Annotated in this window: 14 protein-coding genes; all 14 read left to right on the forward strand. The window is 48.1% G+C overall.

The features are described from left to right. The first annotated feature begins 4 nt into the window (after nt 1–4). Nucleotides 5–1,513, forward strand: a complete 1,509-nt coding sequence (atpA, locus tag ACYQ2N_RS11445) for a F0F1 ATP synthase subunit alpha (protein ID WP_459999351.1) — start codon at nt 5–7, stop codon at nt 1,511–1,513. A gap of 23 nt (nt 1,514–1,536) precedes the next feature. Further along, nucleotides 1,537–2,382 carry an ATP synthase F1 subunit gamma gene (gene atpG, locus ACYQ2N_RS11450; protein WP_459999352.1) on the forward strand — a complete coding sequence of 282 codons (846 nt, stop codon included), beginning with the start codon at nt 1,537–1,539 and terminating at the stop codon, nt 2,380–2,382. Between the two features lie 37 nt (nt 2,383–2,419). Beyond that, nucleotides 2,420–3,817: a F0F1 ATP synthase subunit beta gene (gene atpD, locus ACYQ2N_RS11455; RefSeq protein WP_459999353.1), complete on the forward strand. Its 1,398-nt coding sequence runs from the start codon at nt 2,420–2,422 to the stop codon at nt 3,815–3,817. Nucleotides 3,818–3,820: 3 nt separating this feature from the next. Further along, a complete protein-coding gene (locus ACYQ2N_RS11460) occupies nt 3,821–4,231 on the forward strand; it encodes a F0F1 ATP synthase subunit epsilon (protein WP_459999354.1) in 411 nt (136 codons plus the stop codon). Between the two features lie 683 nt (nt 4,232–4,914). Continuing rightward, nucleotides 4,915–6,495: a sensor histidine kinase gene (locus tag ACYQ2N_RS11465; RefSeq protein WP_459999355.1), complete on the forward strand. Its 1,581-nt coding sequence runs from the start codon at nt 4,915–4,917 to the stop codon at nt 6,493–6,495. Then, entirely contained in the window at nt 6,492–7,103 is a 612-nt protein-coding gene (locus ACYQ2N_RS11470; protein ID WP_459999356.1) for a response regulator, read from the forward strand. Before ACYQ2N_RS11465 ends, ACYQ2N_RS11470 begins: the two co-directional genes overlap by 4 nt. A 70-nt stretch (nt 7,104–7,173) precedes the next feature. Beyond that, the gene (locus ACYQ2N_RS11475; protein ID WP_459999357.1) at nt 7,174–7,860 is read left to right on the forward strand and encodes a hypothetical protein; all 687 of its coding nucleotides are present in this window, start codon (nt 7,174–7,176) and stop codon (nt 7,858–7,860) included. Between the two features lie 319 nt (nt 7,861–8,179). Continuing rightward, on the forward strand, nt 8,180–8,776 hold the full coding sequence (gene sipW, locus ACYQ2N_RS11480) for a signal peptidase I SipW (RefSeq protein WP_459999358.1): 597 nt from the start codon (nt 8,180–8,182) through the stop codon (nt 8,774–8,776). A gap of 115 nt (nt 8,777–8,891) precedes the next feature. Next, entirely contained in the window at nt 8,892–9,386 is a 495-nt protein-coding gene (locus ACYQ2N_RS11485) for a TasA family protein (protein ID WP_459999359.1), read from the forward strand. A 99-nt stretch (nt 9,387–9,485) separates the two neighbouring features. Then, the gene (locus tag ACYQ2N_RS11490; protein ID WP_459999360.1) at nt 9,486–10,139 is read left to right on the forward strand and encodes a hypothetical protein; all 654 of its coding nucleotides are present in this window, start codon (nt 9,486–9,488) and stop codon (nt 10,137–10,139) included. Between the two features lie 80 nt (nt 10,140–10,219). After that, nucleotides 10,220–11,077 carry a hypothetical protein gene (locus tag ACYQ2N_RS11495; protein WP_459999361.1) on the forward strand — a complete coding sequence of 286 codons (858 nt, stop codon included), beginning with the start codon at nt 10,220–10,222 and terminating at the stop codon, nt 11,075–11,077. A gap of 873 nt (nt 11,078–11,950) precedes the next feature. Continuing rightward, on the forward strand, nt 11,951–12,610 hold the full coding sequence (locus ACYQ2N_RS11500) for a hypothetical protein (RefSeq protein ID WP_459999362.1): 660 nt from the start codon (nt 11,951–11,953) through the stop codon (nt 12,608–12,610). A gap of 157 nt (nt 12,611–12,767) precedes the next feature. Further along, the gene (gene murA / locus ACYQ2N_RS11505) at nt 12,768–14,015 is read left to right on the forward strand and encodes a UDP-N-acetylglucosamine 1-carboxyvinyltransferase (protein ID WP_459999363.1); all 1,248 of its coding nucleotides are present in this window, start codon (nt 12,768–12,770) and stop codon (nt 14,013–14,015) included. Nucleotides 14,016–14,269: 254 nt separating this feature from the next. After that, complete coding sequence (gene spoIID, locus ACYQ2N_RS11510; protein WP_459999364.1) at nt 14,270–15,199, forward strand: stage II sporulation protein D; 930 nt, start codon at nt 14,270–14,272, stop codon at nt 15,197–15,199. The last annotated feature ends 16 nt before the right edge of the window (nt 15,200–15,215 follow it).

Consider the following 15,215-nt stretch of genomic DNA (forward strand, 5'->3'; position numbering starts at 1 on the left):
CAGGATGAATTTACGTCCAGAAGAGATAAGCTCGATTATTAAGCAGCAAATCGAACGATACAAAGATACGATGGAAGTAGTAGATGTGGGTACTGTTATCCAAGTTGGAGACGGGATTGCCCGTATTTACGGCTTGGAGAAAGCCATGGCCGGGGAACTGCTCGAGTTTCCCGGAGGGGTTTACGGCATGGCCATGAACCTCGAAGAGGACAACATCGGGTGCGTTATTCTTGGTTCGTTTAGGGAAATTAAAGAAGGGGACCAAGTTAAGCGCACGGGCAGGATCGTGGAAGTCCCGGTCGGTGAGGCTTTGATCGGCAGGGTTGTAAACTCTCTGGGCCAGCCAATTGACGGCAAAGGGGATATCAAAGCGGATAAATTCCGCCCGATCGAATCTATGGCACCCGGGGTTGTTGCGCGTAAATCTGTGCACGAGCCTCTGCAGACAGGGCTTAAGTCCATTGACTCCATGGTTCCAATCGGTCGCGGCCAGCGCGAGCTGATCATCGGGGACCGCCAGACCGGGAAAACCGCCCTCGCAATTGACACGATCATTAACCAAAAAGGGCAAGACGTGATCTGTATATATGTCGCGATTGGCCAGAAAGCGTCCACGGTGGCCGGAGTGGTTAAAACGCTTGAGGATCACGGCGCGCTGGGATACTCGATCGTCGTCGCGGCTACAGCTTCTGAGCCTGCGCCCATGCTCTATATCGCTCCGTATTCCGGGTGCGCTATGGGCGAAGAATTTATGTATAACGGCAAGCACGTCTTGATTATCTATGACGACCTGTCCAAACAAGCCGTTGCTTACCGCGAACTCTCCTTGCTACTCCGGCGTCCGCCCGGACGTGAAGCGTATCCAGGGGATGTTTTCTATCTCCACTCCCGTTTGCTGGAGCGGGCTGCCAAGCTCTCTCCTGAGATGGGCGGCGGGTCAATGACTGCGCTCCCGATCATTGAGACCCAGGCGGGTGACGTATCCGCTTATATTCCAACGAACGTTATTTCCATTACGGACGGCCAGATCTTCCTTGAGTCCGACCTTTTCTACTCTGGATTCAGGCCTGCTATTAATGTCGGTATTTCCGTATCCAGGGTAGGCGGTTCAGCCCAGATTAAGGCCATGAAGCAGGTTGCAGGCCAGTTGCGTCTTGACTTAGCCCAGTACCGCGAGTTAGCGGCTTTTGCTCAGTTCGGGTCTGACCTGGACAAGGTCACACAAATGCGCCTCGCCCGCGGGCAGCGCACAATGGAGCTGCTTAAACAGGGTCAGTACCAGCCGATGCCGGTTGAGGAACAGGTCGTTGTAATTTTCGCTGCGGTTAAAGGCTTAATTGATGATCTCGATCTTGCTAAGGTTGGTAAGTTCGAGCAGGAGTATCTGCGTTTCATGCGCTCCGTTAAAGCGGATATCTTAGAGGAAATTCGCACGAAGAAAGCGCTTTCGGACGAGCTTAACGCTAAGCTTGAGACTGCCGTGAAGGAATTTAAGCAGGGCTTCTTGTCCTAATGTAAAGGGAGTAGGTGAACTAGGTGGCAGGAGTACGCGATATTCGTCGCCGCATCCGCAGCGTGCGCAACATGCAGCAGATTACGAAGGCGATGAAAATGGTTGCCGCTGCTAAGCTTAGGAAGGCGCAGGAGAAAGTTGTCTCCGCCCGCCCTTACGCCCGCCAGCTGCAAGAAATATTGGCCCGCCTGGCTCAAGCGCAGGTCGATGTCAGCCATCCTCTCTTAGACAGACGGCCTGTGCACAGAGTGGGGTATGTCCTGATTACTTCGGACCGCGGCCTGTGCGGAGGGTTTAACGCCAACCTCATCCGCATGACTTCAGGAATCCTGGCAGAGCAAGCAAACGGTAAGGGTTTGGTGACTGTCGGTCGCAAGGGCCGGGATTTCTTCCGCCGCGGCAAAGTTGAAATCCTGGCGGAGTTTACCGGACTCGGAGATGATCCCAGCTTCCTGCAAGCTCAGCAAATTGCCCGGGAAGTAATGGATCTGTACCAGAAGGGTGAATTTGATGAGGTTCACTTGCTGTACACGGAATTTATCACGGCCATCCAACAAAAGCCAACGCTCATGAAGGTCTTACCGATTGAGCAGCCTGAGGGCGAACTGGGCAGGCAGTATATTTTTGAACCGTCCCCTGAGGAAATACTGGCCCGCTTGTTGCCTAAATATGTGGAGACCGTGGTGTTCCGTATCTTGCTCGAAAGCAAGGCGAGTGAACAAGGAGCCAGGATGACGGCCATGGGCTCAGCAACGGATAACGCCAAAGACATGATTGACCGTCTCACGCTGCAAATGAACAGAGCCCGCCAGGCGGCAATCACCAAGGAAATTTCTGAGATTGTCGGTGGGGCGGCCGCCCTCGAATAAGCTGCCGGAAATACCCAAAAAGGAGGTTTTGGCACCTGTGAATATCGGCAAGATTGTGCAAGTTATGGGTCCGGTAGTCGATGTGGAGTTCGCTCCCGACGAACTGCCGGAAATTTATAGTGCCGTTAAGGTCGACTATCCCGAGCAAAAGATTCATTTGACTTTGGAGGTTGCCCAGCACTTAGGAAATGATACCGTACGCTGTGTTGCCATGTCATCGACAGACGGCCTGCAGCGCGGGCTGCAAGCAACCAATACCGGGGCTCCGATCACGATCGCGGTGGGACCGAAGACTCTGGGCCGGATGTTTAACGTCTTGGGTGATCCGATTGACGGGCAGGAGCCTGTCGTTTCGGAAATTAATTACCCGATCCACCGCCCGGCACCGGAATTTGTGAACCTCGATCCGTCCACGCAGATTTTGGAGACTGGAATTAAAGTTGTAGATCTGCTCGCTCCTTATGCTAAGGGTGGCAAGGTTGGTTTGTTTGGCGGCGCGGGCGTTGGCAAGACCGTTTTAATTCAGGAGCTGATCAACAACATCGCCATGCAGCACGGAGGTATTTCCGTATTCTCCGGGGTGGGTGAGCGCACCCGCGAAGGAAACGACCTCTGGAATGAGATGAAGGAGTCCGGAGTTATCGACAAGATGGCCATGGTGTTCGGGCAAATGAATGAGCCCCCGGGAGCCCGCCAGCGCGTGGGACTTACCGGTCTCACAATGGCTGAATTCTTCCGGGACGAACAGGGACTTGACGTGCTCCTCTTCATCGATAACATTTTCCGTTTTACGCAAGCCGGTTCGGAAGTGTCTGCTCTCTTGGGTCGGATGCCTTCGGCTGTTGGTTACCAACCGACCCTGGCTACGGAAATGGGCGCTCTGCAGGAGCGCATCACCTCCACCCGTAAGGGCTCCATCACATCCGTACAAGCGATTTACGTGCCTGCTGACGACTTAACTGACCCCGCACCGGCAACAGCCTTTGCCCATTTGGATGCAACCACGGTTCTGTCCCGGGCTATTGCTGAGATCGGAATTTATCCGGCCGTGGATCCGCTTGACTCAACCTCCCGCATCCTGTCCCCGCAAATTCTGGGCGAGGAGCATTATCAGGTTGCCCGCAGTGTGCAGCAGATTCTCCAGCGCTATAAGGAATTGCAGGATATTATCGCCATTCTGGGTATGGACGAGCTTTCAGAAGAAGAGAAACTCATTGTGGCTAGAGCCCGTAAGATTCAGCGTTTTCTGTCTCAGCCTTTCCATGTGGCTGAAGCCTTTACCGGCCAGCCTGGAAAATACGTGCCTCTTAAAGAGAGTATCCGTGGATTTAAGGAAATCGTTGATGGCAAACACGATAACTTGTCCGAGGCTGCTTTCCACATGGTGGGTACGATTGAAGAGGCTGTGGAAAAAGCAGCGAAATTGGGGGCGTAAGCCATGGCAGGAACATTTACTCTAAGAGTGGTTTCCCCGGAAGGACTGGTAGTTAAAGAAGAAGTGGAGTATGTTGTCCTGCCCGGAGAGTCCGGCGAGCTAGGGATTTTACCCAATCACGCCCCTCTGATTGCCGGACTGCAAACTGGAGTTATGCGTTATACCGCGAATGGCTCAGTCCGGAAGTTGGCGTTGTCCGGCGGATTTGTGGAAGTTGGGGATAACAAAGCTACAGTCTTGGCTGATAATGCCGAGCCCGGAGATAAGATTGACTTGGCGCGCGCCTTAGCTGCTAAGGAAAGGGCTGAGAAACGGCTGATCCAGCGCACGGCGGAAATTGATGTGCGCCGGGCGGAGTTTGCCCTGCGCAAGGCAGTGGCCCGCATCCAGGCGGTAGATGAAGTCCGGAAATAGGAAGCACATTAGAGATTAAGTGATTGATCGCAGGGACCCTTTGAGGGGGTCCCTATTTTTATACCCTAAAAATTGGCAAATTTTTACATCAAACAGTTTGAATTGACTAAATTATTAGGGGATTGCTACAGGTTGTGTCGCAGCAGCCCGCTTTCTAAGAGAAAGTTTGGATTTTTGCATGGAGGGATTTTCCATTTGGTGAAGAATACATCATGGCGTAATACCGATACAAAAAGTGGAATTAGGGTGGCGTCTGACGCAAGCGGAATAAGATCAAGAACTTAAGTTTTAGTAAGATAACGGTTAAGTAATCGCCTGCGTTCGAACTGCATATATATTGCTCAGTGTGAACATGATGATCCGTAGCCTTATGTGGTTACTTTTGGCTATGGGGAGTAAGTAGTGAAACCGGCACACCTTATTGAGGTGTGCCAATTTTATTTTGCTCAACAAAAAGCTTAACAACTCCTCGCACATAGACAGTCTATATTGAGGGTGTGATGTTTACGAATAGGTTAAAAAAAGGACTCCCGGTTACTTTCCAAAGGTTGCTCTGTTCTGAAGGTAATTCCCAAGTATCAAAGCTCTTAAGGGGATATCGCTATCTTTCATGGTTCTTGACGTCCTTGTTTTTTGTATGGGGGAATGAATACCTTTCCCTGATCCTAAAGGCAGCAATCATTTTGGCACTACTGACAGAGGCACTCATCACCGGTTTGTATGTACATGGGGATGGTTCAGTCAAAGCGGTTAGAATAGCCGTCATTGCGGAAACGGTGGGGATCACGTTGTTGCTTATTTTAACGGGGGGATTAGGCAGTCCATTCACTTGGTATGCCCTAAATCCGATATTGCTGGCTGCAAGTTCGTTGCCTCTGGTGTATTGCTGGCTTGACCTGACGTTATACTTTTCTTTAATCGCGGCCACTTCAATGATAGGTATATACTCTCAACCGCACGCACTGGCAATATTATCTCATGATATTGCGAACTCGATTTTAGTTTTGATCTTGGTTACATTAGCGGTGCCCTTAGCTAAAAGAAGCGATCACCTAAGTCTTGAAGTATTGAATTTACAGAATAATTTACAGGATATAAATGGGTCACTACGAGCTTCGAAAGAAAAAACAGAGCGGACACGGGATCAGGCACTTTCCCTATACCGAGTAGCCGCTCAAACCCATAACCAAGATGACTTGCGGGTACTGATTCACCAAGGCGCGCTCGTTGCCAGACATTTTACAGAAAGTGAGACCTCCTTTTTTTGGTTAGCTCCGTCTCAATGGTTTTGCACTTTACTCGATACAGCCCCAATCCAGTCTCCCGATTTTAACGCTATACTCTCTTACCGGATACAGTCAGATTGGGCACAATTAAGCACTGGCACAATAGCTTCCCCCATCTGGTCCTCGGGTAAGCATCATTTCCTAATTACGGTTGTAAAATCTTCCGAATATGCCTATGGTCTATTGGGCATCGAATGGGATGAGCCGCAACAAGACATATCGACGGCCTTGTCACTTCTTGTTCAACTTGCTCAAACAACATCGCGTATCTTAGATAAAATATATTTAGATAAAGTGAAATATAAGCACTTACTGACTGAGGAGCGAAACCGTATTGCCGGCGAGATGCATGATACACTATCCCAAAGTCTATTTGGTATTGCCTATGGAATTTATTCCTTACGACGAAGCTGGAAAAACATGCAGAGCGAAAAGCTGCAAGAACAACTTGACCTAATTTCAGAGACGGCAAGTGAAGCGGTTTCCGAGCTTCGCACTTCTATTTATCGTCTAAGTTCAAAGCAGAAACCGGAACAAACATTCAGGGCAAGCATCCAAACGTACCTGGACAATTTTTCAAAGCTGTATGATGTCAGCATTTCACTTGAGACGGGCGTGGAGTATGTAATTATTGTTGATTCCCTAAGAAAAGCTTTGCATCGAATTATTCGAGAATCATTGGGTAACGCTGTGCGCCATGGAGAGTGCCATAACATCCAAATCTCCGTCTTCGTAAAAGGAAATATGTTAAGGCTAATGATTAAAGACGATGGTAAAGGGTTTAACAGGGAAAAAATCAATGAAAATGACATGGGACTGGGGCTAACGAACATGAAAGCTTTGGTTCAAACCTATGGCGGAATGTTTAACTTAGAGAGTTCTTCAGATTTTGGGACAAACATCGATATCACAATCCCGCTGGATATTCATAAAACCGAGGACTTATTATTCTCGGATAAACGGGGAGGGGCGGCATGATAAACATAGCAATGATTGATGACCATCCCCTTGTCAGGCACGGAATCGCCACTGTGTTGTCTTTGGAAAAGGGTATTAATATAGTTGCAGAAGCTGCACAAGTTGCGGATGGACTAAATGTGATCAAAGAATTCCAACCGGATATCGTGCTGGTTGACTTAAAACTTAGAAAGGAGTCAGGTTTGGATATCATATGTGCATGTAAAAAAGAAGGGCTGCAATGCAAGTTCATAATCCTAACATCTTACGCAGGGCAAGAGGAATTTCGCAAGGTAGGGGAACTCGGAGTTCACGGATATGTTTTAAAAGAAGCTTTACCGGAGGAACTTATTTTGGCCATTAGGCTAGTACATCATGGACGGAGATATTTCGACCCTGAAATCATAGATCTTTTGATGAAAGAAGAAGAAGATCCTATGAATGAGCTTACACGGCGGGAAAAGGAAATCTTAAAAACATTAGGGCAAGGGCTTAATAATAGGGATATTGCCAAACGCCTTTATATTACAGAATACACGGTTAAAAAGCATGTGAGCCAGATTTTGGCGAAACTTGATTTGGCTGACCGCACTCAGGCGGCGATCTATGCTAACAAGAGGAGCCTCTAGCACGAGGAATTATCCGGATTTTTTGTTCCGGGAAACAAAGGTTATATTCAAGGGAAATGAGGGGAGACATATGAGTAATCACAACGACCATGAGAAAGCGAATCTTCCTAGGGAATGGCACTGTATCTCTGACATAGAGCAGGATATGAAGAAGAGTAAGGGTGCGCTCTCCAAACTTATGTGGAAAACAGTTTCTGCAGCAGGCCTGGTCGTGTTACTGGCCGGCGTAGCTTCAAGCACGTATGCTGTCCTGAATTCTCAGGTTTCCGCCGGGCCGATGACATTCACCGCGGCCCAGACCTTTGCAGCACCGCCCCCAACAGGTTGTGATCCTCAGGCTGTGGATGGCCTTGAAACGGATGAGCTTAATAAGAAGGTTAGCGAACCGGAGAAAAACAAGAAGTCGGAGGAAGCAACTGAATCGGAGGAAAAAAACGAAGAATCCGCAAATCCGGTTCTCTCAGAGCCAGGCAACTCCGGGCCAGTTAATTCCGAGCCAGACATCCCTCCTGCTGGGGCAGCACCTTTGGAATCAGAAGATCAGCCAGGATCCGGTGGCCATGAGAGCGCAAGTCATGTGGATGAAGGTACCAAAGCACAAGTGCAAACGTATACCCACTGGTACAGAGTGCGCAGAGATTGGTCCGACTCCAAATCCCAAATGGGGGCATTTGTAAATTTGGAGGGCGCAAAGATTACGGCTGCCGCAAACCCAGGGTACAAAGTATTTGACATGAACGGGCAAGAGATCCGTTAAATTTTTCGCTGTAATCGACGATGCTCTGGTTCGAATACAACCGATCTAAAGCCGAGAAACTGTGATGTTCACGTTCTCGGTTTTTTTCATTTCCGGCTTGATCACCATTAGGCCGGCTTCTTTTTGGTGTCGGATAGGATAACAGCGAATGGCTCCATAGGATAATAACAATGGGATCTTAAGTGGAAGCAAAGAGGGTACCTTTCGTCCTAGAAAACGTAGTCGTTGGAGTGAAGAAAATCCGAGGGCTAAACCAGATAATAGATATAGAAATTGCACCTCAGGTGCAAGTTTAGTTTGTTAGAGGGAAGGGTTAAAGTTGAAGCGTTTTCTCAAATGGACTGGAAATATTATAACAGCAGTCTTATTACTGGGCTTGCTGCTTGTTACGTATTTTTCGATTTCCGCAAAACTATCCGGGGAGGCCCCCAAAGTTTTTGGGCATGAGCTAATGACAGTTTTATCAGGTTCGATGGAACCGGTTATTCATACCGGGTCCGTGATAGTAGTGAATCCAGCGGTAGACATCAGTAGATTACAAGTTGGGGATATCATAACCTTCCGTTCTCCGGAGGATAAAGACAAAATTATAACTCACAGAATCCTTTCCATAGAGGGCGTAGAGGCCAGTACACGCTTTACCACCAAAGGGGATGCTAACAATGCCGAAGATCCTAAACCCATTCCTGTAAGCAATGTAGTTGGGAAATATGCCAATATAACAATCCCCTATTTGGGATATACGCTCGCGTTCGCTAAATCGAAAATAGGCGTAATCTCGCTGCTGATTGTACCCGGAGCCCTACTGATCTTGTGGCAATTAGTCTCTCTGTTTCGCGCGATTTCACACATGGAAAAAGAAAAGGCCAAGCCTGATGAACCTTTGACCGTCGAAGATTTGCGCAATAATGTTTGAAATTTCTCAAAACGATACGGAATAGGCCTCGCCAACTTGAGCCGGGTTTTGGGGAATTCAAAAATAATCAAATTGACCCCAACTTGGGGCAAAAAACAAGGAGGAAGAAAAAACAATGAGTATCAAAACAAAGTTCGGCCTCGCACTGGCCACCACCGCACTGGGAGCTACCTTAATCGGAGCAGGGACCTTCGCAATCTTCAGTGATTCAGCGACAAACACCGGTAACACCTTCACAGCGGGTACAGTAGAAATCAGCCTGGACAAACCTGACGGCACCAAGTATTTTGACATCGCTAACATAGCCCCTGGCGACGGCGGATCAGCACCAGTTATTGTAACGAATGAGGGCTCTTTGGAACTGCGTTATGACATTTCAGAGACTCTGGCAGGGGCTCTTGCAGCTGCTCCCAACGGTTTAGTAGTTACTATTGCGGATTCTGCCGGAAACGTAATTGTTCCTGGAGACAACAACCGTGTACTGGCAGCAGGAGCAAGTGAAACTTTGACAGTCGGGTGGGCTCTTCCATTGGCTGCTGACAACACTTACCAAGGCACAAGCGCAACTTTGGGTCTCACATTCGATGCTGAGCAAACTAAGAACAACTAATAATATATACGATTAGCCTAAGTTTTTTAAGAAGCGCTAATAAGTAGCGTTAATTGGATAAGGGTGGCAGTGCCACCCTTATAATTTAGGAGGGTTGATATGATCTCTAAGAAAAAGCTGGCCTTGCTCTCCATAACTGGGATGCTTGCCATCGGGTTGTCAGTTGGCGGAGCGACTTATGCCATTTTTACCAGCTCGGCTACTAATACGAATAATACCTTTAGTAGTGGGACAGTAATTCTGGATCTAGAACGTGACATGGGAGATAATATTCCGGGCCCTATGTTCTACACCGCGGAATCTGATTCCACTGGTGCTTTCCCGTATGACACGAACAAAAATGATCCTAATCAGCCTCCAGGAGGCGAATCAATTGGCGGAATGGCACCTGGTGATCAGATTTCCCGTGCCATGACGATCTATAACAGAGGTACCCTGACCGCTAAAATCAATAAACTTAAGGCCACAGTAAACTCCGACTCTTCTGAGAAGTCAGGTGAAGCCTACAACGAATTTATCGACAAGTTGAACGTGCTCGTTTTATACCCGACTAACAACAAGACGTTGTATACCGGTAAGCTTAGCGGCCTACTTGACGGCTGGGTTAATATTCCGGCTCTCACTGTTAACGGTGGGCCAGTCAACGTTACCTTCACGGTGACCTTAAGTGAAGAAGCTAGCAATGCCATTCAAGGCAAGAATTTTGTCTTCGACTTCTCCTTCCAAGCTGAACAAACTAAGAATAATCTTTAATAACCTATTTGTTTACTCAAGGTACTAATCCGGCTGCAGCCGGTTGAGGCCGCAGCCGGGTAACTGCGAGGGTTTAAAATATGAAACGCAATGTATTTCCCCTCTGGATTGTGATTGGGTTAGCATCCCTACTATTTATAACCATATTTTGGCAGGTAAAAAGCACGCGCGCAGATACTACTTATTACGAACTCAACATTGCTACGAACCCGACTAGTGCCTTATTTACGGCGGATAATATGGCACCGGGGGATCAGGTCAGTTCCTTCGTGAATGTGCTCAACACCGGTAATCTTGATTTTAATTATAGTGTTAATACAAATCAGGAGTCTGGGTCGGAAGCACTTTTTAACAGTCTCTTGCTTAAGATCTCAGATAATAATGGTCCGCTTTTTGAAGGTTTCTTAAGTGAATTAGCGGATTTTCCGCTTGGAACAATCTCTGCCGGGGGCCAGGCCGGTTTGAGCTTTACGGCATCATTGCCCAAAGAATGTAACAATGACGTTCAAGGTCAATCAACGTCAGTTTCATTTGTATTTAGTGCAGTAGGGCACGATCAAGATATCCCGGTTGAAAGTTGTTTTGAACCCCCGTTTAGTAATGTTCAATTCACGCTGCATCAAAAATCAACAGTTCCTATAAAATTCCACTTGCATGAGCCAAGTATCGATAATGATGTTCGTCTTGAGGTTACAGGGCCGGCAAAAGATGGAGGGACGGTTACATATTTCTTTAGAACAAGCGACGGTACTCTTAAGTTTGATAATCACCTCGATGAACCGCATTATTTGGCTCGCTTCTCCACCTTTGACTTCCCAGTTGTCACTAATGCGACCTACATCGCTACTGTATATGACGACTCACAGGCCGTATGCTGGAAAGCGTTTGTCGTTTTGGAGCAAGGAAATCGTTCAAACAGTCTCCAAGAAAGGAACTAGCGACAGCTTCAAGGTCAGTATATCGGTCCGTAGGCTTAGTAGGATTGCTAGCTGTACTTCAGGCAAGGCAAACAAATGTTTAACTCGATTTTAATCCATTAGCTTTGGACTTGGTTATTCGCTAAAAGAGAATTAGTGGATAAGACGAGATCCACCATTTGACAGTACCGACGTCCCACCGGGTACAACACTTTATGTAAATACCATCTTTGACAATCAAATTCAAGGGACAACGATAGTAACTGTTAATTAAGAACGAGTGGATGCCATAAATTCTGTACAAGCATCTTTAACCCCAGGAAGCCGGCATTTAGCCGACAAATTGCAGGTAAAAGTCTCAACGGATACGTCTGGGAATATCGTGGTAGCATCCGGTACCCTGAGTGACTTTATTGATCTTCCAAAGGAGTTCACGGCGGGCCCTATTAATGTGGATACATGTCCCAACTTAACTTTTGGGTTACTCTACCTCTGGACGCAGATAACTCTTATCAGGGAGAGACTCTGCAAGTAAACTTTAGTGTGCTGGCGGAGCAGAAGGCAAATAATTCATAGGATTATTAAAAAAGGTCGCGGCAAATAAGACGTGATCTTTTTTTTGCCTATTCTAAAAGCATAATTTTCCGGGCGCTAAGTGCGACTATGGTGAAGATACGGATGTGTCAAGTGTCGAGTTTCAGATATTCTTTTGCAAAAAATGAATCGTATTTTAGAGCATACCCACTAAAAATATATATTCAAACCGAATATATTCTTGGGGTGATTTCTTTCCAGAGTAGTTATAATTCGTAGAGTCAAAATACATAAGGCATGTTTTCTTTTATCTCCTTTGGCAAGAATATGAATAAGAAAAATGTTGCAGGGGAGAAAACGATGGTTTGTTCGGAATTCCACGTTCTCAGAAAAGGGAAAAAACTGTTACTTGTGCTTGCCCTGGTTTTTACATTATTATTAATATGGTCTAATGCTAAGTATGTTCGAAATGACACTTTGCTCGCGGGAGCTCAGCATAATTCCAGACTCCCCTGGTTACTTGAATCCGGGTTAGTGGACGCACCTCAGGCAGAGGTGCGCCTGATTCTGTGGTTTAACGGTGATCAGATTCCGCGTGTCCTACGCCAAGAATTAGCCCAGAGAGAGTGGAAATGGCAAACAAGCGTCAAAGAAACCGCGGGCGGCACACAAGCTGTAACAGTTTTAGGCAGACGCTTAGTAACCAGGGATGAAGAAACAGAGATCAATAAATGGTACGCCGGATTCGCCGCTAAAGTGGAGCGAAATGGCGGGTATTTATATTTAGATGAACGTGTTGCAGGGACAGTGGACATAGCCGCTTATTTGACCCAAGTAGAGGCCCAGCCGCGCCAATGGATGGCAGCTGATCAGACACACTCGATTGCGGCCTACCGTCCTGATGGCAGTAAAACAGTGCAAGCAGGGCCTGACCGTATAAATATACAAGTATTAACGCGCTCAGGAACTGGAACAGGGAAAAGTGTGCTCGCGTTGCCCACTCTTTTGGAAGAGTTTTAACATCTAAAAGGGTCGAAATAAAGAAGGAAAAACAACCTCTGTGAGAGAATACTCGAAGTTAGATAAAGCAAGACGAAGTAAGACGAGTTGTTTGAAGTTGTTTGAAGTTGGACGAAGTTGGACGAAGTTAGATGCGCAAGAGGGGTGACTCCGTAACTTGAACAAATTCTTAATTAAAGGTGGCAAACCCCTTAAGGGGACGGTGACAGTCAGCGGTGCCAAAAATGCGGTGCTTCCGATTATAGCCGCCAGTCTGATGACAGCGGATCCGGTAATTTTGGAGGAGGCGCCTGATTTAATAGACGTAAGCGTGATGACCGAGGTGATTGAGTCCCTGGGCGCGCGCGTTACCCGGCACGGTTCCCAGCTGCATATTCAGGCGCGTGTGCTTGAGCGTATTGAGGCACCCCACGACCTGGTGACCCAGATGCGGGCTTCGATTGTCATTATGGGTGCGCTCCTGGCCCGGCAAGGGCGGGTGCGCATTTCCCATCCGGGCGGGTGCGCCATTGGCTCGCGTCCGATCAACTGGCACCTTAAGGGCTTGGAGGCCTTAGGAGCAGAGGTACGGATGGATCACGGCTTTCTTGATGTCAAGGCCCAAACTCTGAAAGGGGCACGGATTTACTTAGACTTTCCCAGTGTCGGGGCAACGGAAAACATCATGATGGCTGCCACTTTGGCGGAAGGAGTCACCGTGATCGAAAACGCGGCCCAGGAGCCTGAAATAGTGGATTTAGCTAATTTTATCAATGAGATGGGTGGAAAAGTCCGTGGTGCAGGCACAAGTGTAATTCACCTTGAAGGGGTACAGGAACTGCATGGCACAACTCACACCGTGATTCCGGACCGGATTGAAGCCGGAAGCTTTCTTTTGATCGCTGCGGCAGTTGGGGGAGATGTGTTGGTGCAAAATGTAATCTCTGATCATTTAAAGCCCCTGCTGGCGAAAATGGTGGAAGCGGGAATCCAGGTGTTTGAAGAAGGAGACGGAATCCGTATCAGCGGAGATGGACGCTATCAGGGCGTGGACGTTAAAACCCAGGTTCATCCTGGGTTTTCAACGGATTTGCAAGCTCCTTTTCTGGGTATGCTTAGCCGGGCGCAAGGCGAATCGATGGTCACGGAGACAATATTTGAGAACCGGTTTATGCATGTGGACGAATTAAAACGCATGGGAGCAGACATTAAAATCGAGGGCCGAACCGCAATCATCAAAGGAGTCCCTTCCCTGACCGCTGCCCCGGTTACGGCTACAGATCTAAGGGCCGGAGCAGCCTTGATCTTAGCTGCGCTAACGGCTGACGGCACAAGCGAGATTTCCGGGACCCACCACATTGACCGGGGTTATGAGCGCATCGAAGAGAAGCTTCTCGGCCTCGGTGCAGATATCAGAAGGGTGTAGGCATGTCTCACAATAGCTAATTAGCGTGTGCAGCCTGCCAACCTTTGCACCTTTTTGGTGTCACATCTAAATGGCATTTTGGCATTTGGGTCTAAATTAGGAAGCTAACCGGATCAGGGATCATCTGAATCCGGTTTAATTTTTATCAAAGCCATATTCCAAATCCTTCTCGCATAGTTTTAAGCAGAAGCTTGTACGCGTGCGTGCCGGAAGATGCTGCGTGCGCGCCCAAACTAACGGGAGGGATAATAGAAATGAAAAGAGAATGGCTCTGGATCATCGTGCTTTCAGTTTGTATTGTAGCGATACTCCCGTGGACTGCTCTGCGCTGGCATAAAAAACCGGCGGGAGACTATCAGATCCGGGCGTTAATGCCTGACGGCAAAGTTGACAAGCTCCCTTTGGAGGAATACCTGATCGGGGTCGTGGCGGCGGAGATGCCTGCTGAGTTCAAAGCCGAGGCTCTCAAAGCCCAGGCGGTGGCTGCCCGCACTTATGCTGCCAAACGCCTAAGCCACGTACCGGTGCCTGATCCTGGCTATGATGTCGATACGACAGTGCTAACCCAAGCCTGGCTATCTGACAAGCAAATGCGCACGAAGTGGGGGCTTGTTGGTTACTGGCGGTACCGGGCACGCATTGCCAAAGCGGTAGAAGGTACAGGCGGCCAGGTGTTAGTAGCGAACGGGGAATACATTGATGCCTTTTTTTATAGCAGCAGCGGCCGTAAACCAACTGAGAGATCGGAAGACGTGTGGAGCGAAGCCCGTCCTTATCTGCAAAATGTGAGTTCAGGGGAAGAAAATCCGGAGCGTTTCGTAAAAAAGTTTACTTTTAGCGTACAAGAACTGGCCCAAAAGTTAAATTTATCCCAAGTGCCGACTAATATTAGTACCGCAGATGTCAAAGTAGTATCGCGCACGACCACAGGACGGGTCCGCACCCTTACGCTGCTTGGACGGACATATGCGGCTACCCAGCTACGTACTTTACTGGGGCTGGCCTCCACAGATATTGAGTGGTCAGTCGCACCAGGGCAAATAACGTTTACCACTTACGGCAACGGGCATGCAGTCGGAATGTCCCAGTACGGTGCGAATGATATGGCACAAAAAGGCCAGAGATATGAAGAGATTCTTGCTCACTTCTACCCGGGCACTAAAATTCTTACAATATCCAAGTAAGCGCGTTTAGGCAGGA

The organism is Paradesulfitobacterium aromaticivorans (assembly GCF_054657415.1).